A 24,040-nucleotide genomic window follows, 5' to 3' on the forward strand; every position below is an offset into this window, starting at 1 on the left:
TGGCGAGCATGGAATTTCGATACCTCGGCAATAGCGGATTCAAAGTCTCAGAGATCACCTACGGCAACTGGCTCACCCACGGCTCCCAAGTGGAGAACGACGTCGCGAAGACGTGCGTCCGGGCGGCACTGGACGCCGGCATCTCCACCTTCGACACAGCGGATGCCTATGCCAACACCGCCGCGGAGACCGTGCTCGGTGAGGCGCTCAGGCGGGAACGGCGGGAATCCCTCGAAATCTTCACCAAGGTGTACTGGCCGACCGGGCCGCAGGGGCACAACGATGTCGGCCTCTCCCGCAAGCACATCCTCGACTCCATCAACGGGTCGCTGCGACGGCTACAGACCGACTACGTCGACCTTTACCAGGCCCACCGTTACGACGCCGACACCCCGCTCGAGGAGACAATGCAGGCCTTCGCCGACGTGGTGCGCTCCGGCAAGGCGCTGTACATCGGCGTGTCAGAGTGGAACGCCGACCAGCTGCGGGCGGGGCATGCGCTGGCACAGGAGCTCGGCATCCAGCTGATCTCGAACCAGCCGCAGTACTCGATGTTGTGGCGGGTGATCGAGCCCGAGGTCGTGCCGGCATCCGTTGACCTGGGCATCTCGCAGATCGTCTGGTCGCCGGTGGCGCAGGGGGTGCTGACCGGCAAGTACAAGCCGGGTGAGGAGGCGCCCGCCGGTTCCCGGGCGCGGGACGAGAAAGGCGGCGCCAACACCGTGAAGCGGCTGCTGCGCGACGACGTGCTCACCGCGGTCCAGGAGCTGGCGCCGGTCGCGGCGGACGTCGGCCTGACCATGGCGCAGCTGGCGATCGCGTGGGTGCTGCAGAACACCAACGTGGCCTCGGCGATCATCGGGGCGTCCCGGCCAGAGCAGGTGGCAGACAATGTGCGCGCCAGCGGCGTGAAACTGTCCGCTGACGTGCTGGCGCGGATCGACGCGGCCGTCGGAGGAATCGCCGAGACGGACCCCGCGAAGACAGTGTCGCCCACGGCCCGGCCTGCGTAGCGCCGGCCCACCGCGTCGCTGCGGCGCCGTGAAGTACGTATATCGCACCCTCGTTGGCGATCTGAAGGCGCTTTATACGTACCTCACCGAGGGCGCGGCCGGCGCGAGCCGCCGATGGCCCGGCATCCGTCACACACTAACCTGTCGCATGCAGATGCATATGATAGGGGGATGACTGATCTCGCTGCCCCGCCCGCCACCGACCGCATCACCATGTACGGCGCAGAGTGGTGCGGCGACTGCCGGCGCTCCAAGTCGCTGCTCGACGGACTCGACGTGGACTACGACTATGTGGACCTCGAAGCGGTCGAGGACGGCGCCGACCGGGCGCGCGCGATCAGCGGACGCACCAGCATCCCGGTCATCCACTTCCCCGACGACAGCCACGTGGTCGAGCCGACCGACGCCGAGTTGCGCGCCAAGCTCACCGAGCTCGGCCGCATCAAGTAACCGGCTACTCGCGCCCCGCGGGGACGTAGGTAAGAATCGCCACGCCTGAACTGGTGATCTGGCTCTTCGTCAGCGCCCAGGTCTTCGGTATGGCATCGGCGAACAGCCGCTTACCCGCACCCACGACGACCGGGTAGATCATCAACCGGTACTCGTCGATGAGATCGCGGTTCGTCAGGTAGTCGAAGAGTTCGCCGCTGCCGTTGATCAGGAGCGTCTCCGGCTTCTCCTTGAGCTTCTGCACGGCATCCGCCACGTCACCGGCGATGAAGGTCGCGTTCCATTCCGGCTGGGTGAGGGTCGTGGTGGCGACGTACTTGGGCATGCTGTTCATCTTCACGCCGAACTCGCCCGTCTCGGCCTCCATGGCCGGCCACGCCTGCTTGAAGCCCTCGTAAGTCTTCCGTCCGAGCAGCATGGCGTCGCTGCCGAACAGGTTGTCCTGCTGGAACGCGGCCACCTCGTCGTTGAAGAACGGCCCGCTCCAAGCCGGCTCCTCCATCACACCGTCGAGCGACAGGTATTCCACGGCAATCACTTTGCCCATTGCTGGTTCCTCCTTGGGGGTGCTGCGTCGGCGCGAATCACCGGTGAGGGGCCAACTTGTCCCAGTGCGGCGACCTCCACACTAGGACAACGCGACCCCTCACGTTCAGGCGTCGTGCGCGGCCTGCAGCGCGGCAATGTCGAGCTTGCGCATCGGCATCATCGCCTGCATCGTGTTGGCGGCCTTGACCGGGTCGGGGTCGGCGAGCAACTCGGCCATCACCGACGGCACGATCTGCCAGGACAGGCCGTACTTGTCTTTCAACCAGCCGCACTGGCCCTCCTCCCCGCCGTCGGCGGTCAGCGTCTCCCAGAGGCGGTCGACCTCCTCCTGCGTCGGCGTATCGACGGAGAGTGAGATCGCCTCGGTGAAGTTGAACGCGGGCCCGCCGTTCAGCGCCTGCATCCGCACGCCGTCGAGTTCGAAGTTCACCACGAGCACCGTGCCGGCGGGCATCGGTCCGCCCTCGCCGTACCGGGACACGTCCAGGATCTTCGAGTTCTTGAACACCGACACGTAGAATTTTGCGGCTTCCTCTGCCTGGCTGTCGAACCACAGGCAGGGCGTGATTTTCTGCATGCGAAACTCCTTCGTCTCCTCCGGCTCTCGCCCGGTGACCAACATGGTAGCGAGCATCCGGTCATTCCAGACAGCCCCAACTGGCGGACCGGGCCGGGCAACGGATGCCCGCCAGTGAATGCGAGTGTCGGCCCAGCCACCGCCTGCGAGCTGCGGGTTGCCTCCCCGGCGCGCGAAAAAGCGGTGGGCGCGCGCGATTTCGGGTGCCCGGCGCATTACCGGGTGCCCGGGCTTCAGCGGCGTTACACCGGAGCGTTCACAGATGCGGATTCGGCCTCGCCCGCGCGGGTGCCGCCCCGTACCCTAGACGTATCGCTGAAATCAGTTCATCCGGCGAAAGTCGAGCTCATGACCGCACCCCCGAATGCCACCACTGAACACCACGGCCTCTCCCCGGTTGGGAAGGTTCTCCTGTTCGTCGGACTACCGATCCTGGCCATCGTGATCCTGGTCGCCGTCGTCCTGGTGACGCTCGGCCTGTTCCGCGGCGACCGGGTGAGCCTGAACGCCGCAACGGATGCCGGCTCCAGCGTCTCCGTCCAGGTTCCGAATGCGGACCTCAGGTTCCGGCCGAGCACCGACGACCAGGTGCACGTAACCATGACCGGTCGCTACTCGGGGGCAAAGCCCACCATCAGCGCCCGCACAACGGGCGGAGAGGCCCACGTCAGCGGGGGCTGCCCGAACGGTTGGAATTTCCTGTCGCGCTGCGAGGTGTCCGTGGTGGTCAGCCTCCCCGCCGACCTCGACCTCACCGCCGAGGGGATGAACGGGCGGATCAGGGCAGACAACCTCATCGGCGCCCTTGACCTGGGCACCAAGAACGGCGGCATCCAGGCCGCCCGGACCACCGGCCGGCTCGACCTCCACACCACCAACGGGGCGATCGACGTGCGCGGGGCCGAGTCCCGCGACGTGCGCGCGGAGACGACCAACGGCGCCATCGAGATCACGTTCGCCGACGCGCCGGACACCGTCACGGCCCGCAGCACCAACGGCGCCATCACCATCCGGGTCCCCGACGATGGCGAGGACTACTTCGTCCAGGCCGACACCACGAACGGCAACATCAACACGGATGCCGTCCCCAGCGACCGCCGCGCCGACCGCGAGATCACGGCGCAGACCACCAACGGCGCCGTGACGGTGGAGCGCAGCGGAGGGTAGGCATCCGCTGGCCCCAGCGCGACGACACCTGCGGGTCAGTAGCGGCGCACATCCGTTTCACTGACCAGCCGCAGCCACCGGAACCCGTAACCCTCCAGCGGCAGGTCCACCGTGCCGTCGTCGGCGAGCGCAGTGGTCTCGTCGCTGAAGAGGTCGCTGAGGCTGGTCCCGCCGTCTCCATCCGGCACGGCCAGGTGCACGTCGAGCGGTTCGTCGGCGAAATTGTGCAGCAACAGCACCCGCCCACCGTCCCAGGCCAGCGTGTGCGCGAGCACCGACGGATGCTGCTGCTTCAGCAGCTCGAAGGTTCCCCAGCCGAGTTCCGGCGAGGCACGGTAGTGCTCGATCAGCTTCTTGATGAAACCGAGCTGGGAGCCGGGGTCACGCAACTGGTCCTCGACGTTCACGCGGTCTGGCCCGAACACCCCGTCGACCATGGCGTCGATGAGCGGCGACTTCTCGGCGTTGGAGAACCCCCCGTTGCGCCCGGCGTTCCACTGCATCGGCGTGCGCACCGCCATCCGGCCCTCCCGGGCGAGGTTCTCCCCCATCCCGATCTCCTCGCCGTAGAACAGCACCGGGGTGCCCGGCATCGCGAACAGCAAGCTGTAGACCATGCGGATGCGACGCTGGTCACCGCTCAGCATGGTCGGGAGTCGGCGCACGATCCCCCGGCCGAACACCTGCATCCGCTCTTCCGGGCCGAAAGCAGCGAACACCTCGGCCCGTTCGTCGTCGGTGAGCTTGTCGAGGGTGAGCTCGTCGTGGTTACGGGCAAAGTTGGCCCACTGCACGTCGTGGGTCCCGTCCGGGCGGGACTGCAACGCTTCGACGAGCGGCGCCGTGTCCCCCCTGGCCAGCGACAGGTACATCTTCTGCATCGAGATGAAGTCGAACTGCATGTTCAGTTCATCCCCGTCCGGCCCGCCGAAGAAGGTCAGCTGTTCCGCGCGGGGAAGGTTCACCTCGCCCAGCAGGATTCCGTCGCCGATTCGGCGGCTGAGGAACGAACGAAGCGACTTCAGGTAGGCGTGCGGGTCGGGCAGCGCGCCGTCTCCGCCGATGATGTCGACGGTCTCGAGCAGGAAGGGGACCGCGTCCACCCGGAAGTCGTTCACCCCCAATTCGACCCAGAAACCCATGATCTTCGCGATCTCATCACGTACGGCCGGATTGGCGACGTTCAGGTCGGGTTGGGCCTTGTAGAACATGTGCTGGTAGTACTGGCCGGTCTTCGTGTCGAGTTCCCAGTTGCTCGACTCCTGGTCGGGGAACACCGGCTTCGGCTGCTTCTTCGGCGGCTTGTCACGCCAGACGTAGTAGTCACGGAACGGCGAATCCCGGCTCGACCGCGACGCTTCGAACCACGGATGCTGGTCAGAGGTGTGATTGATCACCAGGTCGACGATCACCCGGAGGCCGCTCGAGCGGGCCAGCCGGATGAGTTCGACGAAGTCCCCGAAGTGCCCGAACCGGGGATCCACCGCGTAGAAGTCGACGATGTCGTAGCCGTCGTCACGCCCGGCCGTCGGGTAGAACGGCATCAGCCACAGGCAGGTGACGCCGAGTTCGGCGAGGTAGTCGATCCGGTGGGCGAGGCCCGCGAAATCGCCGACACCGTCGCCGTTCCAGTCCAGGTAGGTCTCCACATCCAGGCAATAGACGACCGCGGACTTCCACCACAGGTCTCCGGTATCGACGATGCTCATGCGGGGTTCTCCATGGCTAAACCTTCCTGAGCTGTGGGAGTACTCGTTCGCCCATGGTGTCGATGAACCGGGACTGCTCCGTGCCGACGTGGTGCAGGTAGATGCGGTCGAATCCGAGGTCGGCGTAGCCGCGCAGCAGGTTCACGTATTCCTCCGGGTCGGCGGACACGAACACCGAGGAGCGCATGTCCTCCGGCGTCACATGCTTGGCCGCCTCGTCGAAACCGGCGACGGAGTCGAGGTCCCAGCAGAGTGGGGGTGAGAACACGTTCGTCCGCCACTGGTCGTGCGCGACGGCCAGCGCCTCGGCATCCGTTTCGGCGTAGCTGACGTGCACCTGCAGGGCCAGTTCACCGCGGCCGCCGTTGCCGCGGTAGGCGTCGACGATCCGCTGCAGCACCGGGACCGGCTGCCCGATCGTGACCAGGCCGTCCGCCCAGTCGGCTGCCCAGGCAGCGGTCTCGGTGCTGACGGCCGGGGAGAACAGCGGCGGAAGTTCCTCGGGCAGGGTCCACACCCGGGCCCGGTCGACGGTGACCAGTCCGTCGTGGCTCACTTCGTCGCCGCGCAGGAGGGCGCGAATGATGTCCACGCACTCCCGGAGCCGGGCGTTCCGCACATCTTTTCGCGGCCACCCCTGCCCGGTGACGTGCTCGTTGGCGGCCTCACCGCTGCCCAGTGCCACCCACAGTCGACCGGGAAACATCGCCGAGACGGTGGCGATCGCCTGGGCGAGGATGACCGGGTGGTACCTCTGCCCTGGTGCGCTGACCGTGCCGAAGCCCAGCGTCGTGGCCTGCAGGGCGGCGCCCAGCCAGGTCCAGGTGAACGATGACTGGCCCTGCCGCTTGCTCCACGGGACCAGGTGGTCGGAACACATGGCCACGTCGAAGCCGGCCTGCTCGGCGCGTTCGACAGCCGCGATGAGGGCGCTGGGGTGGACTTGCTCGTGTGAGGCGTGGAATCCGAACGCTGTCATGTGGGCCAGACCTCCTGGCACGAGCGTAGGCCCGTTCGGCGGCACGGAGAAGGGCAGAGCCCACAGACGTACAACGCGGAAGGCGCGACCAATGGCAGGCCGTCCTGGTTTCCGGTGCCGGCTTCCGGTGCCGGCTTCCGGTGCCGGCTTCAAGCCAGGTCGGCCAGGCAGCCTTCCGCGGCGACCCAGGCGAGCATCGCGCACTTCACCCGCATCACGAACTTCGAGACACCCTGGAACGCGATCGCGTCGCCGAGCACGTCTTCGTCGGGTTCGCCAACTCCGCGCGATCGCATCATTGCGCGGAACACGTCGATGGTCGCCTGCAGCTCGGCGATGGTCTGCCCGGGGGCGAGTCCCGCCAAAACGGATGCCGACGCCTGCGAGATACTGCACCCTGAGCCGGTCCAGCCGAGCGCCGCGATCCGGTCGGTGCCGGGTTCGAGCGTGACCTGCAGGGTGATCTCGTCGCCGCAGGTGGGGTTCCGTTCGAACCGCTGGGCCCCGGGGTGCGGGAGCGCGCCGAAGCCGGTGCGCTGCTTGGAATGGTCGAGGATGACCTGCTGGTACAGGCCGGCGAGCGGGTCGCTCATGCGTTCGGTCCTTCGGCTGCGCCTGCGGTGACGTTCGCGGTGACGTCGTCGGCCACACCGAAGTAGGGGCGCACCTCGGCGACGGCGGCGAGGAAGCGGTCGACCTCATCCGTGGTCGTGTACAGGTAGGCGCTGGCGCGGGTGGTGGCGGTGAGGCCGAGCCGGCGGTGCAGCGGCTGCGCGCAGTGGTGGCCCACCCGCACGGCGATCCCTCGCGCGTCGAGGTACTGCCCCACATCGTGGGCGTGCACCCCGGCCACGTCGAAGCTCACCAGCCCGGCACGAGCGACCCCCAACGCCGGACCGATGGGACGGATACCGTCGATCCGGGACAGGCCCGCCAGCATCCGTTCGGCAAGCTCTTCTTCGTGCGCCTCGATGCGATCGAGCCCCACCCGGTCGAGGTAGCGCACGGCTTCGGCGAGGGCGACGGCCTGGGAGACCGGCTGGGTGCCGGCTTCGAAGCGTTGCGGGGCGGGCAGGTACGAGGCTTCGTCCATGGTGACGGTGGTGATCATGGAGCCGCCGGTGCGGAACGGCGGCAGCGCGTTCAGCAACTCGGTGCGGCCGTAGAGCACGCCGATTCCGGTGGGGCCGAGCATCTTGTGGCCGGAGAAGGCGGCGAAGTCCACGCCGAGCGCGGCGACGTCGAGGGTCCGATGAGGCGCGGACTGGCAGGCGTCGAGCACCACCAGCGCGCCGCGGGAGTGTGCGAGCTGCACCATCTCGGCGACCGGGGCGACGTAACCGGTGACGTTGGAGACGTGGGCGAACGCGACGACCCGGGTCTTCTCGGTGATGACCTCGGCGGCTCCGGTCACGTCCCAGGTCCCGGTGTCGTCGACCGGAATGTAACGCAGGGTGGCGCCGGTGACGGCGGCCAGTTCCTGCCAGGGGATGAGGTTGGCGTGGTGTTCGGCTTCGGTGACGACGATCTCGTCCCCCGGGGTGAGCGCGAAGCGGCGGGCCGCCTCCCCGCCGCGACCGTGGCTGGCGTTGGCCATGCCGTAGGCGACGAGGTTGAGCGCGTCGGTCGCGTTGGAGGTCCAGACCACCTCGTCGGGGTTCGCGTTGATGAACCCGGCAACGGTGGCCCTGGCGTCTTCGTAGGCCTCGGTGGCCAGGCCGGCCAGGGTGTGCGCGCCGCGGTGCACCGCCGAATTGGAATGCACGAGGAAGTCGCGTTCAGCGTCGAGCACCTGCTGCGGTCGTTGCGCCGTCGCCCCAGAGTCGAGGTAGGCGAGCGGTTCACCGTTCACGGTGGCGGCGAGCGCCGGGAAATCGCGGCGGAGAGCGGCGACGTCGGGCTCCGTCAGGGCGCCGCCGTCCCAGCCAGTGCTGACGGATGCTGTGGTGTGGGACACATACTGCCTTTCGTTGCGAAGGTGGCTGCCCGGCACCGCCGGTCAACCTACACCTGCAACCATTCTCCGCTTGTTCGTGTTCCCCAGCATCCGTCGCCTGGAATGTGACCGATGACCGACTAGGCCGGCTTGATGTTCTGGTTCACATGGAACAGGTTGTCCGGGTCATACTTCGCCTTGATGTCAGCGAGTCGCGCGTAATTCAGCCCGTAGTTGTCGGTGATGCGGCCCTGGTCGTCGGCGTCCATGAAGTTGATGTAGCCGCCCGTTTCAGCGAAGGGTGCGAGCGCCTCCGAGAAGTCACGCACCCACTTGATGTTCGCGTCGTTGTCGGCTGGATCGTCCCAGAAGCCGGCGATCACCGGTGAGAAGTTCGCGTGCCGGTAGGCGAACGCGGTGGCATCGGGAGCCACCCGCTGCACGGCGCCGTTGATCGGGTACAGGTGAACGCTGGTCTGCAGGCTGGGCACCGTCTGGCCGAACCGAATGTACGCGTCGATAGCGCCGTCGCTCAGCTCCGAGATGAAGTTCGCCTTCCAGTAATCCTGCAGTCCCTTGTGGATGAGTTCATCGAACGCCTCGTTGAGAGCCGGGTACGGCATCTCCCCCACCATCGACCCGGCCACGGGCGCGACGTCGAGATACGGCTGCCAGATACCCGGGCCCTCCGCGGGATCTCCCGTCCACATGCCGACGATCACGCAGACCGGCTTCCCCACCCATTCCGCGGGAAGGAATGGAACCGGGGGTCCCTGGTGGAATCCCATGAACATGCCGAATCCTTCCGGAGCGGTCTTGACCTGTTCGCGGTAGAACTCAGCCACGGTCCGGGCGTGCTCCAGTGGGTAGATCAGGATACCTGCGTACACGTTGTCCACCGGATGCATCTGGTACTCGAACGAGGTGACGACGCCGAAGTTCCCGCCGCCGCCGCGCAGCGCCCACAACAAGTCGGGATTCTCGCTCTCGCTGGCCATCCGTACACTGCCGTCGGCGGTGACGACTTCGGCGGAGATCAGGTTGTCGCACGTCAGCCCGTACTTTCGGGACAGGTAGCCGATCCCTCCCCCGAGCGTGAGTCCGGCAATGCCGGTGGTACCGATGATGCCTCCCGGGGTCGCCAGCCCATGCTCGTGGGTGGCACGGTTGAACATGGCCCACGTCGTGCCGGCCTCGGCCTTGGCACGCTTGGCGGTCGGGTCGACGTCTACCCGGGTGCGCTCCGAGAAGTCGAGCACGATTCCGTTGTCCACAGTGCCGAACCCGGGCCCGCTGTGACCGCCGCCGCGGATCGCGAGGTCGAATCCGTGCTCCCTCGCGAGCTTCACGCCTTCCACGACATCGCTGACGTCTGCGACGCGGATCACGGCGGCGGGCCGTTTGTCGATCATCGCGTTGAAGACCGAGCGGGCCTCGTCGTACTCGCCCTCGCCCGGCATCACCACGCGTCCGTGGAAATTGCTCCGGATGTCATCAATAACGTTGCTGGACATGGCACTCTCCCTGTGCATTGTCTGGCTCGTGTCGGGTGATCCGGCCCTGGGTGCCAGCGTGGCACGGGCGCTCCTGAGCACGAAAGATACGCCGGCCCGGAGGTGACTGTCAACGGGATTCTGGTGTTGTCGAGCGTTATGGCGTCGGGCCGTGTGGCTAACTCCTGCTGAACGCGCGACGGGCGTAGGCGAACCGCGGAATTCCGGGCCCTGCCGGGGCTCGTTTCACGAAAAAGCAGGAGTTAGCAACGCAGCGGGACCGTGCCCGGGTCTGCGCCCGGCCCGGGCGGCGGTCCGGATCGTGCGCGGGTCTGGGGGCGGACGCTAGTCGCCGGTACCGGAACGAGAACCGGCAGCATCCCGGTGAGCGGTGAGTGCCTCGACGACGAGCGCGTGGTCGTCTCGCTGCGGCAGGCCGGAGACGCCGGCGATGCCCACCATCGACCCGCGCACCAGGATCGGGAACGCCCCGCCGTGGGCGGCGTATTCGGAGCCACTCAACCGCGAGTCGACGTCGAAGTTCTTGCCACGCGACTTGAAGTCAGTCCCGACCGCGAGCGAGGAATGCGCGAACCGCCGCACCACCCGGAATTTGCGTTCCAGCCAGTCGTCGTTGTCAGCGGACGCGCCGGCCAGCCCGGCGTGGAAGGCGCGCTGGTCGCCCAACGCGATCGCGATCGCGATGGGGAGCTCGCGCTCCGTGGCCAGTCGCACCAGTTCGCAGCCGAGCGTCCACGCGTCGGAGTGGTCGAATGAGTCGAACTGGATGGTGCGCTCCTGCTCGAGCAGCAGGGCGAGGAAAGCGTTGGCGTCGGTCTGGTCACTCATCCGTGCCTCCTGGGTGTCGCGCAGTGACGGTGCCGCGCAGTGCCGGTGTCGCGCATTGACGGTGCCGTGAAGTCATACGCTACGCGGTTCGGTGCGGCGATGGCGTTCCGATCCGTCCTCGTGGGGGCAGTTCCCTGCCGGGGCGGATACCCTCGAAGCTGACCGCACGACCGATTGGACCCACACCCGTGAAACGCTGGAGCTTCAACACCTTCGCCATCGCCGGCTTCGCCGGCAGCGCCGTCGCCGTGATCCTGCTCATCGTCAATGCGCTCTCCGGCAGCCAGTTCCTCTCCGTCCTGCTGCCGCTGGCGGTGGTGGCCCTCGTCGTGGGCGGGTTCATGTCGGTGCGGGCGCACCTGCTGTGGATGCGCGGGCGCAACAAGCCATTCGGGTAGCCCCCGCCGCTTCGCCCGGCCGTCCCGCATCCCCGCCGGATAGCTAGCATGAGGCCATGCGCGCAATTCTCGTGAACACCCCGGGCGGCCCTGACGCCCTCAGCCTCTCGACGGTCGCCACCCTGCCGGTCGGACCCCGCGACATCCGTCTCGAGGTTGCCGCCGCCGGGGTGAACCGGGCAGACATCTCCCAGCGGTTGGGACGCTACCCCTCCCCACCTGGCACGGCGCAGTGGCCGGGACTGGAGGTGTCCGGCGTGGTGTCGGAGACCGGCTCCGACGTGAGCCGCTTCGCCGTCGGCGACCCGGTATGCGCTCTCCTCGCGGGCGGCGGCTACGCCGACGAGGCTGTGGTGCACGAGGACCTCGCCCTGCCCGTTCCGGACACGCTCGACCTGGTCGACGCCGCCGGCCTGATCGAGACGCTGGCGACCGTGTGGTCGAACGTGTTCCTGAACGCCGGCCTCCAGACCGGCGAGACCCTGCTGGTGCACGGCGGGTCCAGCGGCATCGGCACGACCGCCATCCAGCTGGCCCGGCTGGCCGGCGCTCGGGTCGCCGTCACGGCCGGATCGGCCGCAAAACTCGATGTGTGCCGCGAGCTCGGCGCCGACATCCTGATCAACTACCGGGAACAGGACTTCGCCGCCGCCCTGCTCGAGGCGACCGACGGGCAGGGCGCCGATGTCATCCTCGACATCGTCGGCGGCGCCTACCTGGCTCGCAACATCGCGGCCCTCGCGACGAACGGCCGCATCATGGTGATCGCCGACCAGGGCGGTGAGGAGGCGACCTTCGCTATGGGGAAGCTGATGGCGAAGCGTGGCCGCATCTGGGCCACGACCCTCCGCTACCGCCCGTTCGAGGAGAAGGCGGCGATCATCGAGGCCGTTCGAGCGGATGCCCTGCCCTGGGTCGCCGACGGCCGGTTCCGGCCGGTGATCGACAGCCGATATTCCTTCGCCGACGCCGCGGACGCGCACCGCCGCATGGAGAGCTCGGAGCACGTGGGCAAGATCCTGCTCGTGCCGTAGCGGCCACCACCCCCGAATACGGCCACGACCAGGCATGGCTTTCCCACTGGTGCTCTGAAAGACTGGAGGCACACCTCCGCGCCGCCGGCGCCGGGACGCTCCGTCATCGTTCGCTTGCTGCCTGCTCGCGCGACCCCTGTGCATCAGTGCACCGGAAGGAACTCATGCTCGACTTCATCTTCAGCCCTGTCCCCGGACTGATCGCCCTGGCGGTGGTCGTCCTCCTGGTGGGGCTGGTCTACGCGAAGAGTGTGTACAAGAACGCCGGCCCGGACGAAGCGCTCGTGATCACCGGTAAGAAGTCCCGCAAGACCATGGTCGACGGCGCCGCGACGGAGCAGTCCGGGCAGCGGATCGTGCACGGCCAGGGCGTCTTCCTCACCCCGTTCTTCCAGAAGGCGCACAAGATCAGCCTCCGCAGCCGGGCCATCGAGATCACCGCCATCGCCCAGGACAAGAACGGCATCACCCTCACCGTCGACGCCGTCGCCATCGTCAAGGTCGGCGACGACCCCGCCGCGATCCGCGCGGCCGCCCAGCGATTCCTCGGCCAGGACAAGAACATCGACAGTTTCGCCCAGGAGGTGCTCTCCGGTTCCCTGCGCTCCTCGATCGGCGCGACGGATGTGATGACCATCATTCAGAAGCGCGACGAACTGGGTGTGTCGGTGCTGGCCACGGCACGGGAGTCCCTCGCCAACCAGGGCCTCGACGTCGACTCGTTCGAGATCAAGGGCATCACCGACGAGAACGACTACATCCGCGACATCGGCCGGGCCGAGCAGGCCAAGGTGCGCCGCCAGGCGGAGGTCGCCGAGCACCTCGCCACCCGAGAGGCCAGGGAGGCCGCGATCGCCGCCGAACAGGCCGTCGCCGAAGCCGAGAACACGCTCGCGCTCCGCCGGGCCGCGCTCCAGCTCGACACCGACAAGGCCGCCGCCGAGGCAGCTGCGGCCCGCCCGCTCGCCGAGGCCAAGGCCCAGCAGGCCGTCGTCACCGAGCAGGAAGCCACCGCCGTGCGCCGCGCCCAACTGCGCAAGGCCGAGTTGGAATCCGAGGTGAACGCCGTCGCCGACGCCGAGGCCTACCGGGTGCGGGTCACCGCGACCGCCGCCGCCGAAGCCGCAGTGACCGCGGCCGCCGGTGATCGTGATGCGCGCGTCGCCGCAGCCGACGCCATCCGTGCCGAGGGTGAGGCGCAAGCCGACGCGATCCGTGCCCGGGGAGCCGCGGAGGCCGAGGCGACCCGGCTTTCTGCCCAGGCCCTCGCCGAGCAGTCTGAGGCGCTGATCCAGCTGCGCATGATCGAGACGCTCCCCCAGATCGCCCACGAGCTGGCGGCGCCGGTCGGCAACATCGACCAGCTCACGGTGATCTCAACGGATGGCGCGTCCCAGCTCTCGAAGAACGTCGCGTCGGGCTTCAGTGAGGTGGACGCGGTGCTCACGTCGACGATGGGCGTCGGCATCAAGGACCTGCTCGGCGGGCTGATCGGCGGAACAGCCGGGGGCGCGGCCTTCGCGCGCGGCGCCTCTGCCGGCCGGGCTGGAGCAGCTGGCGGGCCCGGCTCCGCGCCGGCGCGGCTTCCCTCCCAGACGCCTGCGTTCGCCGGAGACATCCCCGCCACCGACGCACTCGACGACGAACTGGAGGGCGCGGGAGTCTAAGCCCCGGGTGTGGCCAGCTGCCGCGCCGGCGTTCAGGCGCCTTCCGGGCTCGCCAGCGCGGGCCCGGCGCCGAGCGATCGGGGCTGTCGCGCGACCACCAGTGCGACCGCCGACGTGGCAACTGCCAGCGCGATCAGCACCGGCGCGGCAACGTCGAGGGCAACCCGCAAGCCCAGCGATGTCGCTGTGGCGCCGACCGCGACGGCGGTGAGCCCCTGTGCCAGGTACGCCACCAGGTAGACCATCGAGAGGGTGCCGGCGCGGTGATGCGCCGGGGCGTGCTTGTTGACCAGCCCCAGGCCGCCGAGGAACAACATCCCGTACCCGACGCCGGCAACCACCGAGGTGGTGATGAAGACCACGATGGATGACGTCGTCGCACTGACCGCCAGCAACCCGACCGCAACCGCGGCGACGATACCGCCGACCGCGATGCTGGTGCGGGCGGGCATCCGTCGAGCCAGCAGCGCGGTCACACCGATCACGACGGACGTGATCGCCAGGATCAGTCCGCTGACCAGCGCATTCTCCGAGTGGATGAGGTCTTTGGCGATCTGGGCGCCGAGGGAGAGAAGCACGGCCCCGACCGCGAAACCGGTGGTGATGGCCAGCGCTGCGGACGCGACGATCGGGCGCAGGGTCCGCGGCACCGTGATCGGTCGTGGCCGCCACCGGCCGAGGCCCTCAGTACCGCGCTCGTGGCGTGGCATGCACGCGACGCCGACCAGCACCAGAATCGCGACGCCGAACACAACCCAGTAGCTTAGCTGCCGCGGGCCCGGAGCGTACTGCACCAGCGCACCGGCCACCACGGTGGCGAGAGTGAGGCCGAGCGCGGTGGCCATCGTGTTCACCGAGCTGGCCCTGGCGGTGCCGCCGCGCCCGTTGAATTCGACCATCGCGGCGCTGGCCGGTGCCATGGCGAGCCCGACACCGACGCCCTGCAGGATGCGGCCGGCGAACAGCCAGCCGACGTCGGGGGCGACCGCGAACAGCAACACCCCCACCCCGATTGCCGCCGTGCCGAGGAGCAACGTGGCGCGGCGGCCGATGTAGTCGGAGACGGTGCCGAATACGATCATCACCACCACCAGCGCGGCCGGGTAGACCGCGAAGATCGAGGTGATCACGGTGGGCGTGAGGCCCCAGTCGTGCGCATAGACCGGGTAGACGATCGAGGGCGCCCCGCTGGCCCACAGGGCGAGCATTGCAACGGACGCGGCAGACCAGAAACTGGTTCGGCGGCGGAAATCTGACATGGTGATGGGCTCCTCGGCACTGCTCTCGGTGGTATCCGTGAACGCTACACCCCTGAGTTGGAAAATCAAACTGTGATAGGATCGGGCCATGCCGAAGGACTTGCCGGGTGAGGTGCGCTGCTCCATCGCGCGCACCATGCAGATCCTGGGCGACCGCTGGTCCACGCTGATCGTGCGGGAGGCCTTCCGCGGCCGGAACAAGTTCAGCGATTTCCGCGACATCCTCGGCATCCCCAGCGACATTCTCACCGCCCGGCTGTCCAACCTCGTCGAGGCCGGCATCCTGCAACGCCGTCCGTACCGTGAGGCCGGCGCTCGCGAGCGCTTCGGCTACCACCTCACTCCGGCCGGCGAGGACCTGCTGCCGGTGCTCGGTTCGCTTGCGCAATGGGGCGACGCGCACCGCCCCAGCGGGTACGGGCCCTCGCGGCTCTACCGGCGGGCGGAGACCGGCGAGCCGGTGCGCGTGGCGTTCGTCACGGCATCCGGTGAGGTGGTCGAGGGCGACGAGGTCGAGATTGCGCCCGGCCCCGGCAACTCCGACCCGGCGGTCGTGCCGTACCTGCCGCTCGCGCCGATTGGACCAGCCGAAGCACGTCCGGTTCGACGGGTGCCGGCGCAGGAATAGGGCCGTGATACGCAGGCGCGCGATCGTGCGTGGCATGGTGCAGGGCGTGGGATTCCGCTACAACGCGCGGGCCGAGGCGATGCGGCTCGGCCTTGGCGGATACGCGCTCAACCGGGCTGACGGCGCCGTGGAGGTCGAGATCGAGGGCGACGCGGCATCCGTTGAGCGGATGCTGGCCTGGCTGGCCCACGGGCCGATGTTCGCCAAGGTCGACTCGGTCGACGTCTCCGATGTGCCCCCGATGGGCGGGAAGGATTTCCGCATCGCGGGTTGACATCCGGCCCCATACATGGTTGGTTAGTTACACAACCAACTAACCAGTGAACCTGGCGGAAGCAGGACTCTCTTGATCGAAGAAGGACGGCCGATCTTCGTACAGATCGCGGAGCAGATCGAGAACGACATTCTCGACGGCGTGATCGGTGAGGAGACGCAAGTTCCGTCGACCAATGAGTTTGCCGCCTTCTACCGGATCAACCCCGCCACGGCGGGCAAGGGCGTGAACCGCCTGGTGGAAGACGGAATCCTTTACAAGAAGCGAGGCATCGGCATGTTCGTAGCGACAGGCGCCCGGCGACGGCTCGTCGGCAATCGCACCGACCAGTTCCGCGACCGGTTCGTGGCCCCGCTGCTGGTTGAAGCGGCCAAGCTCGGCATCGAGCCCGAGCAGGTCGCGCAGATGATCCAGACCACCCCCCTCCCCCAGGCATCCCAGGAAGCGACGGTATCCTCATGACCAACACCGCCCCCAGCCCCGCTGTGCGCGTGGACGGCCTCACCAAGCGATTCGGCCGCTTCACCGCGATCGACGACGTGTCGTTCAGCATCGAGCGGAACAAGATCCACGGCCTGCTCGGCCGGAACGGCGCCGGCAAGACGACCATCATGCAGATGCTCACCGGGCAGCAGTTTCCGACGTCTGGACGGGTGACGGTATTCGGCGAGAACCCGCTCGAGAACGCGAGCGTGCTGCGGCAGATCTGCTTCATCGCCGAGGCGCAGAAGTACCCCGACACCTTCAAGGTGAAGCATGTCCTGGCCAGCGCACCATGGTTCTTCGAGAACTGGGACGCCGACTTCGCCGCCCGGCTGGTCGAGGACTTCCGGGTGCCGGTGGGGCGAGACATCAAGAAGGTCTCCCGCGGCCAGCTCTCCGCCGTCGGAGTGATCGTCGGGCTCGCCTCACGCGCACCGCTGACGTTCTTCGACGAGCCGTACCTCGGCCTGGACGCGGTGGCGCGGCAGATCTTCTACGACCGCCTCCTCGAGGACTACTCGGAGCATCCGCGCACGGTCATCCTCTCCACCCACCTGATCGACGAGGTGAGCAACCTGCTCGAGCATGTGCTGGTGATCGACGAGGGCCGGATCTTGATGAACGAAGACGCCGAGGAGCTGCGCGAGAGCGCCAGCACCGTCGTCGGCCGGAGAGCGGATGTCGACGCGTTCGTCTCGGGACGCGAAGTACTGCACCGAGAAGGCATCGGTGGGCTCGCATCCGTCACGGTGAGCGGACTGACCGACGCGGAGCGGCAGGCGGCCGCCGAATCCGGCCTGGAGCTGGCACCGGTGTCACTCCAGCAATTGATTGTGCGAAAGACCACGGCGTCCGGCGCCACGGCAGAAGATTGGAGCGCCAGCGCATGACCACCACACTGATTGCAAACCAGCCGTCGGCCGCGACGGCCTCGCCGGGCTCGGAGCTCACCGGCCGCGTGCGCATCTCGCTCGGCCGCATCTGGAACGTGGTGCGGATGCACCTTGTGGACAAGCGCACCTACGTCGGAATCCCGTGGATCATCGTCGCCGGGGCCTTCCTGGTCTCAGTCGTGATCTCGAACATCATCGGGTACGCCACCGGCAACGGGCTCGGCGGCGCGGAGGCGACCGCAAGCCAGCGCTACAGCTGGGCTGTGCTCGCCCCGCAGTGGTACCTGATCGTGGTTGCGGTGCAGTCGATCGCCTTCAGCTTCCCGTTCGCCCTGGGCTACAGCGTCACCCGGCGGGAGTTCTACCTCGGGACCTCACTGCTGTTCGTGCTGATCTCGGCGTTCAACGCCGTGGCATTCACCCTGCTGACCCAGATCGAGAAGCTCACCCACGGCTGGTTCATGGGCACCTACATGTTCAACGCCCTCTGGTTCGGCATCGAGGGCTGGTGGGTGGACCTGCTCGCGTTCTTCGTGGTGCAGTTGCTCGTCCTCTTCGTGGGCGCATCCGTCGCCACGATCTACATGCGCTGGCGGATGCCCGGCATGCTCGTGTTCTGGGTGTCATTCGCGGCGCTGCTGGTGGGGTCGGTGGCCCTGATCACCTACACGAACAGCTGGCCTGCCGTCGGCGTCTGGTTCGCGGCGCAGGGCACCGCCGGGGTGTTCCTCTGGCTGCTGGTGCCGACCGCGCTCGCCGGGGTCGGCGGGTACCTGGCCCTGCGGAAGGCGACGCCGAAGAACTGAGGCCCTGCCCGGAAAAATCAAGGACGAACCGCGGGAGTTCGGCCGTCAGGCCCACACTCCCGCGGTTCTTCCTGAATTGGTGGCGCTACTCGTCGGGCACGAGCAGGAATCCGTCGTCGATCAGGTGCCGCACCTGCGGCAGCACCTCTGCCGTGAGATCGGCGACGGACACGTCGAGCAACTCCCCGAGGGCGCTCACGATGGCGCCGACGGGCAGTTCGCCGTCGCAGGCGCCGACCAGTGCGGCGAGCGCGGTGTCCAGTTGGACCGACCGCCCGAACCCGCCGCCCTGGTGCAGGGTCATCAGGGTCGGGTCTTCGGCGCCGGGCCAGTAGTGGCGCTCCTCGGTGACGTCCGGGGCGACCGTGATCCGGGCGGCCGCAAGGTCTGTGTCGCTGGTGGCCGCCTGCCAGTCGTGCGCGGCGAGGCACGCGGCGAAGTGGGTGCCGAGGCCCGAACCGTTGGTGCCGAGGGCGCCGTGGAGCCGTTCCAAACGGCGAAGCGGTGCGGCGGCGTGCCGTGCGGGACCGGCAGGGAGGGTCGTGGCGGCCGCCCGGCCGGTGCCGTCTGCGGGGGTGCCGTCCAGGGCGGTGCCGCCGTCCAGGGCGGAGGCGACCACGAAGGGACGACGCAGCAACATGTAGCCGAAGCCGACCTCGCGCACCCCTCGGGCGGAAAAATCGTCGAGCCAGGCGTTGTACATCCGATCGAAGTCGGGCGTGTCCGGGCGGGTACCGCCGTCGCGGATCCACGTCTCGGCGTACTCGGTCGGCAGCTCCACCTCACGTTCGATGATCCACGCGTCAAGCGGTCCAGTCGGAGAGGCGTCCAACCAGCCACGCAAGCGGCCGAAGGCGTCGACGGGCCGGCCCGAGACATCCGTTGTGTACTCCCAATTGCCAAGCAGCTGGGCGATGCCGCCGGGCGTGAGGTGGGCACCGGCATCCCGCACCACGGCCTCAACGAGCGCGTCGCCGACCATGCCGCCGTCGCGGTACTCGTAGCTCGGCACACCCTCGGCGCGCGGGGTGATCACGAACGGCGGGTTGGAGATGATGTGGTCGAAGCGCTCCCCCGCGACCGGTTCGTACAGGCTGCCGAGGCGGAACTCGATGTTGCGGATGCCGTTCAGCTCGGCGTTGAGGGCTGCCAGCTCGAGGGCGCGCTCGGAGATGTCGGTGGCGACGACCCGGTCGGCGTGGCGGGCGGCGTGCATGGCCTGGATGCCGCATCCGGTGCCGAGGTCGAGGGCCGATCTCACCGGTGTCGGAATCATCAGCCCGGACAGCGTGAGGGAAGCACCGCCGACGCCGAGGACGTGGCTTTCGCCGAGGGGATGGCCGAGCGCCAGTTCGCCGAGGTCGGAGGCGATCCACCAGCTGCCGGCCCCGTGCGCATCGATGAAGCTGTAGGGGCGCAGGTCGAGCAGCGGGCGCACGGATGCGGAGTTGGTGGGTTCGGCAGAGCGGCTGGGGTCGGCAGAGCGGGTGGGGTCGGCCGAGCGGCTGAGGTCCGCGGAGCAGGTGACGTCGGGCGATACGAGCCCGAGGCGCTCCGCGCCCGCCGCTCCCAGCGTGGGAAGGGCGGCTTCGAGATCGCTCCGGGCGGCCGGAAGTCCGAGCACAAACAGCTGGGCGAGGGTCGCCGTCGGTTCCGCGCCTCCGCGGCGCTCGCGAAGCGCCGCGAGCGCCCGCAGTGCCGGGACCCGCTGGTTGCGGTGCAGGGCGGCATCCGCGTCGACGCCCCAAAGCCCGGTGAGCGCCGCCACCGAGTAGTTCGCGGCGGTCAGGTCGGTGCGGAGCTGGTCGATCAGGGTGGAGGTCACTGATCCATTCAACTGCACCGATCTCGTTGACCGATCCACACGGCTGCGTGAGGGATACCCCCACCGCGACGCATAACTCCTGCTCTTTGCTCGGCTGCCCGGCCCAATTCCGCGGCAAATGGCGGAAGGCGGGCTCGGGCCGACCCCAATAGCAGGAGTTATGCGCAGCACTCCGGGGCCAGCTCAGGGGATTTACGGAGTGTCGGGGCGACGACCGGCACAGATGAGGCCTTCGGGGCGGGCACCGGGCGTCGCCGCTCAAGAATCTCCTGACTTGGCCACCGTAGCTCCCGGCCCCGTCGCTCCTGGCCACGGGCGGTCGGCGAGAGCCGGTTCCCGTGGTCCGCCTGGACCCTACAGCCAGCGCATGGTGAAGGCTCGGGCGAGCACAGACCGGGTGGGCGGTAGGGCGAGGGTACGCACGAGTCCGTTGCGGGCCCGCAGCCTCCCGCCTCGGTACGGCCGGCCCATCGTCATGTTGAACGCAGCCTGCCGGGAGGCCATCCATGCGGCTCGCCGTCGCCGCCGCTCGAACTCACCGAGCGCGGAGTCTGCCACGGTCGGGTCGGCCAGCGCTGCGGCCAGCGCCGGAGCCAGGGCGACGGCATCAAGCCAGCCGAGGTTCATTCCCTGGCCGCCGATCGGGCTGATCTCATGTGCGGCATCGCCGATGAGGGCGACCCGTCCCGCCACCATCCGCTCCGCCAGCCGCTGCTGCACCACGAACGGGCTGGGCACGTCGACGGACGGCGGCAGGTCGATGCCAGTGCGCGCACGGATGATGTCGGCCAGGTCGTCCGGGCCCGCCTCCGTCAGCAGCTCGTCGGTCATGGCCACCCACCGGCGGCGACCGGAGGGAAGCGGAAACGACTCGACTACCCCGCCGCGTTCGAAGTACAGGACCGCGGTGGTGACCCGCTTCGCGCCGGGGGTGGGGTCCGCCGGAACGGATCCGGACCGGGTGGGCGCGGCTGGGCGTCTGGCCGAGTCGGCGCCGGCAGCGGGGTCGGTGACTCCAGTCTTCGCGCCGGAGGCGGGGTCCGCCGGAACGGATTCGGACCGGGTGGCCGCGGCTGGGCGTCCGGCCGAGTCGGCGTCGGCAGCGGCAGCGGCAGCGGCAGCGGCAGCGGCAGCGGCAGCGGCAGCGGCAGCGGCAGCGGCGACCCCAGTCCCTGCGCGGGCGGGGCCGGGGGCGGGATCGACGAGCCCGGCGACATCGGGGAAGTCGGCCATGAGGTATGTTTCCCGGCGCCCGAGCTGGCGCCACCGGATGCCGACCGCCTGGCGAATCACACTTCGCGCGCCATCCGCGGCCACCACGAAACGTGCCTCGATGGTTCCACCATCCGCGGTGACGAGCTCCGCCCCGCCGTCGAGCTCCCTCACGTGCGTCACGGCGACCCCGCGGCGAAGTCCGTCGGGCACCAGCTCCTCGAACCGCTCCACAAGCAAGGCCTCGGTCACGAATTGCGGCAGGGCGACGACGAACGGGAACCGCGGGGCCGCCTTCTCGAAGGAAAGACGGCCCATGCGGTGGCCGTCGCACCAGACTTCACCGTCGCGGATCTGCACTGCCCGCCCCAGCAATTGCTCCGCGACACCGATCTGGTCCAGGGCAGCCAGCGACGGCGGGTGGATGCCGATGGCCCGCGAGCGCATCGACGGCTCGGTGCGCTGCTCGAACACGCGCACGTCCAGGCCCCGGGTCGCGAGGAGGCAGCCGAGGAACATGCCCACCGGGCCGCCCCCGACGATCGCGACGTCAAGCATCCCGCGCCGAGTCTGCCGCCGCCGACGTCGCGGCTGATGGCGCCGCCGTAGCCACCGCAGTCGCTGCCGACGTCGCTGCCGACGTCGCTGCCGAAGTCGCTGCCGACGTCACCGCCGACCAGCGCAGCACCAGCCGCGACGGCAACCCGGGGGTCACCTGCCACCCTCGGGGTGCTGCCGCCCGCAGTTCGGCAACCGTGTAGCTCCGGCGGATGGACGAGAGCCCGTCTGCGCGGATGTAGGAGCGATGGAAGAACGGCCAGGTTACGAGCGCGAACCCGAGGTAGGCGAAACGACTGCGGGCGATGTCGGCGTGCAGCGCCCGACCCCCCTGCGCGCACAGGCGTTCCGAATCGAAGAGCAGGCCGCCAAGGTCGGCGGCGGTGAGGTGATGCAGGACGTGATTCGACACCACGAAGTCGAAGCGTGCTCCCTCGGCGACGAGCTCCGAGCTGAACGCCCGACGAAACGACAGGCCACGCATCGGCGGCCCACTGGTCGCGTACTCGTGGGCCCTGGCATCCGGATCGATGCCGATCACCGTGAGGCGCAGGCCGTCGCGGGCCGCCCAGCGGGCCAGCGCCCGGGACACGTCACCGCCGCCGGAGCCGACATCGAGCAGGGTGGACGGCCGTGTCGTCGACAGCCGCGCCCGGATATCCCGACGGTAGATGGCCCGCCAGCCCGACACGAACGGATTCACGAAGCGGAATTGCGCGTAGGTGCGGCGCAACAGCTCCGGGTCGCAATCCGGGCTGTCCATGCTTTCGGTGAGCATGGCGTCACGCGACACCAGCGAGCCCGACGCCAGCGGCCGCCACACCTCCGGCCGCGCAGCGGCGCGCACCATGCGGTCCTACCCGGCGGTGACGGTCATCAGCGCGGTCTCGACCGTCAGGCCCGGTCCGAAGGCCATCGCACAGACGCGCTGGTCGGCTTCGGTCGCCGTCCCGTCGAGTATCGCCTTGAGCACGAACAGCACGGTGGCACTGGACATGTTGCCGTACTGCCGCAGCGTCTCCCGCGAGGGCAGCAATTGCTCTTCGCTCAGCCGCAGCTTCGCCTCGGTCTTGTCGAGGATGCTGCGCCCGCCCGGGTGAATCGCCCAATGCTCGATCGCCACGTTCAGGGGCTTCGCGAGCAGGGCAACGGATGCCCCCGCGTCCGCCGCGAGGGACCCGGTGAGTGTTCCGTCATTCGGTCCATCACCGCTCACGGTATCCGCACCCACTGACACCGGCAGCGACACCGGGTCTGACTCCGACCCTGGCTCCAGCCCTGACCCCAGTCCCGGCTCCTCCCCCGGCTCCGGCGGCGCGTGTCGCGACGCCGGCAGGGTTCCGTCCCGGTCGAGCAGCTCGCACAGTTGGCGGTCACGGGCCAACAACGGGGCCAGGGCCCCTTCGATGTGGTCGTCGATGATGTGCGGAACGTAGCTGCTCAGCACCATCTCGAAGCCTTCATCGCCGATCTTCCAGGCCATGTCGCCCTCGCCGACCGGGGTGATCACGGTCTCGAAGTGATCCAGGCTCAGCGCTGTCTCGCCCGGCGCCAGCGCGCGGCCGCTCACAATCCCAGCGGCCGCCCCGTCGGCGAACAGCGACGACGCAACGATGGTGTCCGGGTCGCTGGAGGTGCGCAGGTGCAGTGAGCACAACTCTGCGCTAACGATGAGGACGACCGCGTTCGGGTCGCCCTCGACGAACTGCTTGGCCATGCGGAGCGCCGGCATCGACGCGTAGCAGCCCATGAATCCGAGGTGGTAGCGCTGCGTCGAGGGGTTCAGCCCGAGCTCCCGCACCAGCATGTAGTCCGGCCCGGGAGCGTAGAAACCGGTGCAGGACACCGTCACCACGTGGGTGATGTCCGCCGCGTCAACGCCCGGGCAGGCGGCGAGGGCCCGACGCCCGGCTTCGACGAACAGCTTCGTCGCCTCGACGATGTACAACTCGTTCCGCACCCGAGTGCTCGGTATGAGCAGCAGCCGGCTCACCGGATCAAAGAACTGCGGGTGGGCGCCGTCGGCATCGAGGGTCAGTTCCTCGATCACCGTATGACGCTTCTCGATGCCGGACATGTTGAACGACGTGGAGACCAGTCGCTGGGCGAGGCGACTGAGGTCTGGCTGGGCGGCGAACACGTCGCGCACCTGGTCCTGGATCAGAATTGTCGGAGGAACTACGGTCTGGAGCGCTCGCAACGTGACGGCCATAGGGCCAGTGTTGCACGCACCCTCGTCTGACAACACCTATTCTCATTCAACGTGCAGGCGCAACGACGG

At 68.5% G+C, this 24,040-nt stretch carries 24 protein-coding genes; 11 read left to right on the forward strand and 13 right to left on the reverse strand.

Annotated elements, in window-relative coordinates; translation table 11 throughout:
* The first annotated feature begins 8 nt into the window (after positions 1 to 8).
* Together AB4Y94_RS07770 and AB4Y94_RS07775 are read left to right on the forward strand one after the other, a co-directional pair.
* The gene (locus tag AB4Y94_RS07770; RefSeq protein WP_441727027.1) at positions 9 to 1,013 is read left to right on the forward strand and encodes an aldo/keto reductase family protein; all 1,005 of its coding nucleotides are present in this window, start codon (positions 9 to 11) and stop codon (positions 1,011 to 1,013) included.
* Between the two features lie 171 nt (positions 1,014 to 1,184).
* On the forward strand, positions 1,185 to 1,463 hold the full coding sequence (locus tag AB4Y94_RS07775) for a glutaredoxin family protein (protein WP_441727029.1): 279 nt from the start codon (positions 1,185 to 1,187) through the stop codon (positions 1,461 to 1,463).
* A 4-nt stretch (positions 1,464 to 1,467) separates the two neighbouring features.
* On the opposite strand, the gene AB4Y94_RS07780 is transcribed toward AB4Y94_RS07775, so the two are convergent.
* Positions 1,468 to 2,010, reverse strand: a complete 543-nt coding sequence (locus AB4Y94_RS07780; protein WP_441727031.1) for a dihydrofolate reductase family protein — start codon at positions 2,008 to 2,010, stop codon at positions 1,468 to 1,470.
* A gap of 105 nt (positions 2,011 to 2,115) precedes the next feature.
* Positions 2,116 to 2,589, reverse strand: a complete 474-nt coding sequence (locus AB4Y94_RS07785) for a VOC family protein (RefSeq protein WP_441727033.1) — start codon at positions 2,587 to 2,589, stop codon at positions 2,116 to 2,118.
* A gap of 348 nt (positions 2,590 to 2,937) precedes the next feature.
* On the opposite strand from AB4Y94_RS07785, the gene AB4Y94_RS07790 reads away from it, so the two are divergent.
* On the forward strand, positions 2,938 to 3,756 hold the full coding sequence (locus tag AB4Y94_RS07790) for a DUF4097 family beta strand repeat-containing protein (protein WP_441727035.1): 819 nt from the start codon (positions 2,938 to 2,940) through the stop codon (positions 3,754 to 3,756).
* Positions 3,757 to 3,791: 35 nt separating this feature from the next.
* Here AB4Y94_RS07790 and AB4Y94_RS07795 read toward each other — a convergent pair whose 3' ends face one another.
* The 6 genes from AB4Y94_RS07795 to AB4Y94_RS07820 form a co-directional block, all read right to left on the reverse strand.
* Positions 3,792 to 5,465 carry an alpha-amylase family protein gene (locus tag AB4Y94_RS07795; protein WP_441727037.1) on the reverse strand — a complete coding sequence of 558 codons (1,674 nt, stop codon included), beginning with the start codon at positions 5,463 to 5,465 and terminating at the stop codon, positions 3,792 to 3,794.
* 16 nt (positions 5,466 to 5,481) lie between these two features.
* Positions 5,482 to 6,444: a TIGR03885 family FMN-dependent LLM class oxidoreductase gene (locus tag AB4Y94_RS07800; RefSeq protein ID WP_441727039.1), complete on the reverse strand. Its 963-nt coding sequence runs from the start codon at positions 6,442 to 6,444 to the stop codon at positions 5,482 to 5,484.
* A gap of 149 nt (positions 6,445 to 6,593) precedes the next feature.
* On the reverse strand, positions 6,594 to 7,037 hold the full coding sequence (gene sufU, locus AB4Y94_RS07805; protein ID WP_441727041.1) for a Fe-S cluster assembly sulfur transfer protein SufU: 444 nt from the start codon (positions 7,035 to 7,037) through the stop codon (positions 6,594 to 6,596).
* A complete protein-coding gene (locus tag AB4Y94_RS07810; RefSeq protein WP_441727043.1) occupies positions 7,034 to 8,401 on the reverse strand; it encodes an aminotransferase class V-fold PLP-dependent enzyme in 1,368 nt (455 codons plus the stop codon). Before AB4Y94_RS07810 ends, sufU begins: the two co-directional genes overlap by 4 nt.
* Positions 8,402 to 8,520: 119 nt before the next feature.
* Positions 8,521 to 9,894: an FAD-binding oxidoreductase gene (locus tag AB4Y94_RS07815; protein ID WP_441727044.1), complete on the reverse strand. Its 1,374-nt coding sequence runs from the start codon at positions 9,892 to 9,894 to the stop codon at positions 8,521 to 8,523.
* A 324-nt stretch (positions 9,895 to 10,218) separates the two neighbouring features.
* Positions 10,219 to 10,722, reverse strand: coding sequence for a heme-degrading domain-containing protein (locus tag AB4Y94_RS07820; RefSeq protein ID WP_441727045.1), 504 nt, complete (start codon positions 10,720 to 10,722; stop codon positions 10,219 to 10,221).
* Positions 10,723 to 10,910: 188 nt separating this feature from the next.
* Between AB4Y94_RS07820 and AB4Y94_RS07825 the strand changes: the two genes are divergently transcribed.
* From AB4Y94_RS07825 to AB4Y94_RS07835, 3 genes are all read left to right on the forward strand, one after another.
* Positions 10,911 to 11,120 carry a hypothetical protein gene (locus AB4Y94_RS07825; protein ID WP_441727047.1) on the forward strand — a complete coding sequence of 70 codons (210 nt, stop codon included), beginning with the start codon at positions 10,911 to 10,913 and terminating at the stop codon, positions 11,118 to 11,120.
* A gap of 56 nt (positions 11,121 to 11,176) precedes the next feature.
* The gene (locus AB4Y94_RS07830; protein WP_441727048.1) at positions 11,177 to 12,154 is read left to right on the forward strand and encodes an NAD(P)H-quinone oxidoreductase; all 978 of its coding nucleotides are present in this window, start codon (positions 11,177 to 11,179) and stop codon (positions 12,152 to 12,154) included.
* 164 nt (positions 12,155 to 12,318) lie between these two features.
* Positions 12,319 to 13,821 (forward strand): SPFH domain-containing protein, encoded by a 1,503-nt coding sequence (locus tag AB4Y94_RS07835; RefSeq protein WP_441727050.1) that lies wholly within the window; start codon positions 12,319 to 12,321, stop codon positions 13,819 to 13,821.
* 32 nt (positions 13,822 to 13,853) lie between these two features.
* Here AB4Y94_RS07835 and AB4Y94_RS07840 read toward each other — a convergent pair whose 3' ends face one another.
* Entirely contained in the window at positions 13,854 to 15,080 is a 1,227-nt protein-coding gene (locus AB4Y94_RS07840) for an MFS transporter (protein ID WP_441727051.1), read from the reverse strand.
* Positions 15,081 to 15,168: 88 nt separating this feature from the next.
* Between AB4Y94_RS07840 and AB4Y94_RS07845 the strand changes: the two genes are divergently transcribed.
* The 5 genes from AB4Y94_RS07845 (at position 15,169) to AB4Y94_RS07865 (ending at position 18,164) form a co-directional block, all read left to right on the forward strand.
* Complete coding sequence (locus AB4Y94_RS07845; RefSeq protein WP_441727053.1) at positions 15,169 to 15,708, forward strand: winged helix-turn-helix transcriptional regulator; 540 nt, start codon at positions 15,169 to 15,171, stop codon at positions 15,706 to 15,708.
* 4 nt (positions 15,709 to 15,712) lie between these two features.
* Positions 15,713 to 15,982 carry an acylphosphatase gene (locus tag AB4Y94_RS07850; protein WP_441727055.1) on the forward strand — a complete coding sequence of 90 codons (270 nt, stop codon included), beginning with the start codon at positions 15,713 to 15,715 and terminating at the stop codon, positions 15,980 to 15,982.
* A 72-nt stretch (positions 15,983 to 16,054) separates the two neighbouring features.
* Positions 16,055 to 16,444 (forward strand): GntR family transcriptional regulator, encoded by a 390-nt coding sequence (locus AB4Y94_RS07855; RefSeq protein ID WP_441727057.1) that lies wholly within the window; start codon positions 16,055 to 16,057, stop codon positions 16,442 to 16,444.
* Positions 16,441 to 17,355, forward strand: a complete 915-nt coding sequence (locus AB4Y94_RS07860; RefSeq protein ID WP_441727059.1) for an ABC transporter ATP-binding protein — start codon at positions 16,441 to 16,443, stop codon at positions 17,353 to 17,355. Before AB4Y94_RS07855 ends, AB4Y94_RS07860 begins: the two co-directional genes overlap by 4 nt.
* Positions 17,352 to 18,164, forward strand: coding sequence for a hypothetical protein (locus AB4Y94_RS07865; RefSeq protein ID WP_441727061.1), 813 nt, complete (start codon positions 17,352 to 17,354; stop codon positions 18,162 to 18,164). Before AB4Y94_RS07860 ends, AB4Y94_RS07865 begins: the two co-directional genes overlap by 4 nt.
* Before the next feature lie 85 nt (positions 18,165 to 18,249).
* Here the strand turns inward: AB4Y94_RS07865 and AB4Y94_RS07870 are convergent, their stop codons facing one another.
* The 4 genes from AB4Y94_RS07870 to AB4Y94_RS07885 all read right to left on the reverse strand — a co-directional run bounded on the left by AB4Y94_RS07870 (position 18,250) and on the right by AB4Y94_RS07885 (position 23,971).
* Positions 18,250 to 19,989, reverse strand: coding sequence for a DUF7059 domain-containing protein (locus AB4Y94_RS07870; RefSeq protein WP_441727063.1), 1,740 nt, complete (start codon positions 19,987 to 19,989; stop codon positions 18,250 to 18,252).
* 354 nt (positions 19,990 to 20,343) lie between these two features.
* Positions 20,344 to 21,759, reverse strand: a complete 1,416-nt coding sequence (locus tag AB4Y94_RS07875) for an FAD-dependent monooxygenase (protein ID WP_441727065.1) — start codon at positions 21,757 to 21,759, stop codon at positions 20,344 to 20,346.
* Positions 21,752 to 22,606: a class I SAM-dependent methyltransferase gene (locus tag AB4Y94_RS07880; RefSeq protein WP_441727067.1), complete on the reverse strand. Its 855-nt coding sequence runs from the start codon at positions 22,604 to 22,606 to the stop codon at positions 21,752 to 21,754. Before AB4Y94_RS07880 ends, AB4Y94_RS07875 begins: the two co-directional genes overlap by 8 nt.
* A 9-nt stretch (positions 22,607 to 22,615) precedes the next feature.
* On the reverse strand, positions 22,616 to 23,971 hold the full coding sequence (locus tag AB4Y94_RS07885; protein WP_441727069.1) for a type III polyketide synthase: 1,356 nt from the start codon (positions 23,969 to 23,971) through the stop codon (positions 22,616 to 22,618).
* Positions 23,972 to 24,040: the final 69 nt, after the last annotated feature.

Source organism: Glaciibacter sp. 2TAF33, from assembly GCF_052114945.1.
In the GTDB taxonomy this organism is placed as follows: domain Bacteria; phylum Actinomycetota; class Actinomycetes; order Actinomycetales; family Microbacteriaceae; genus Cryobacterium.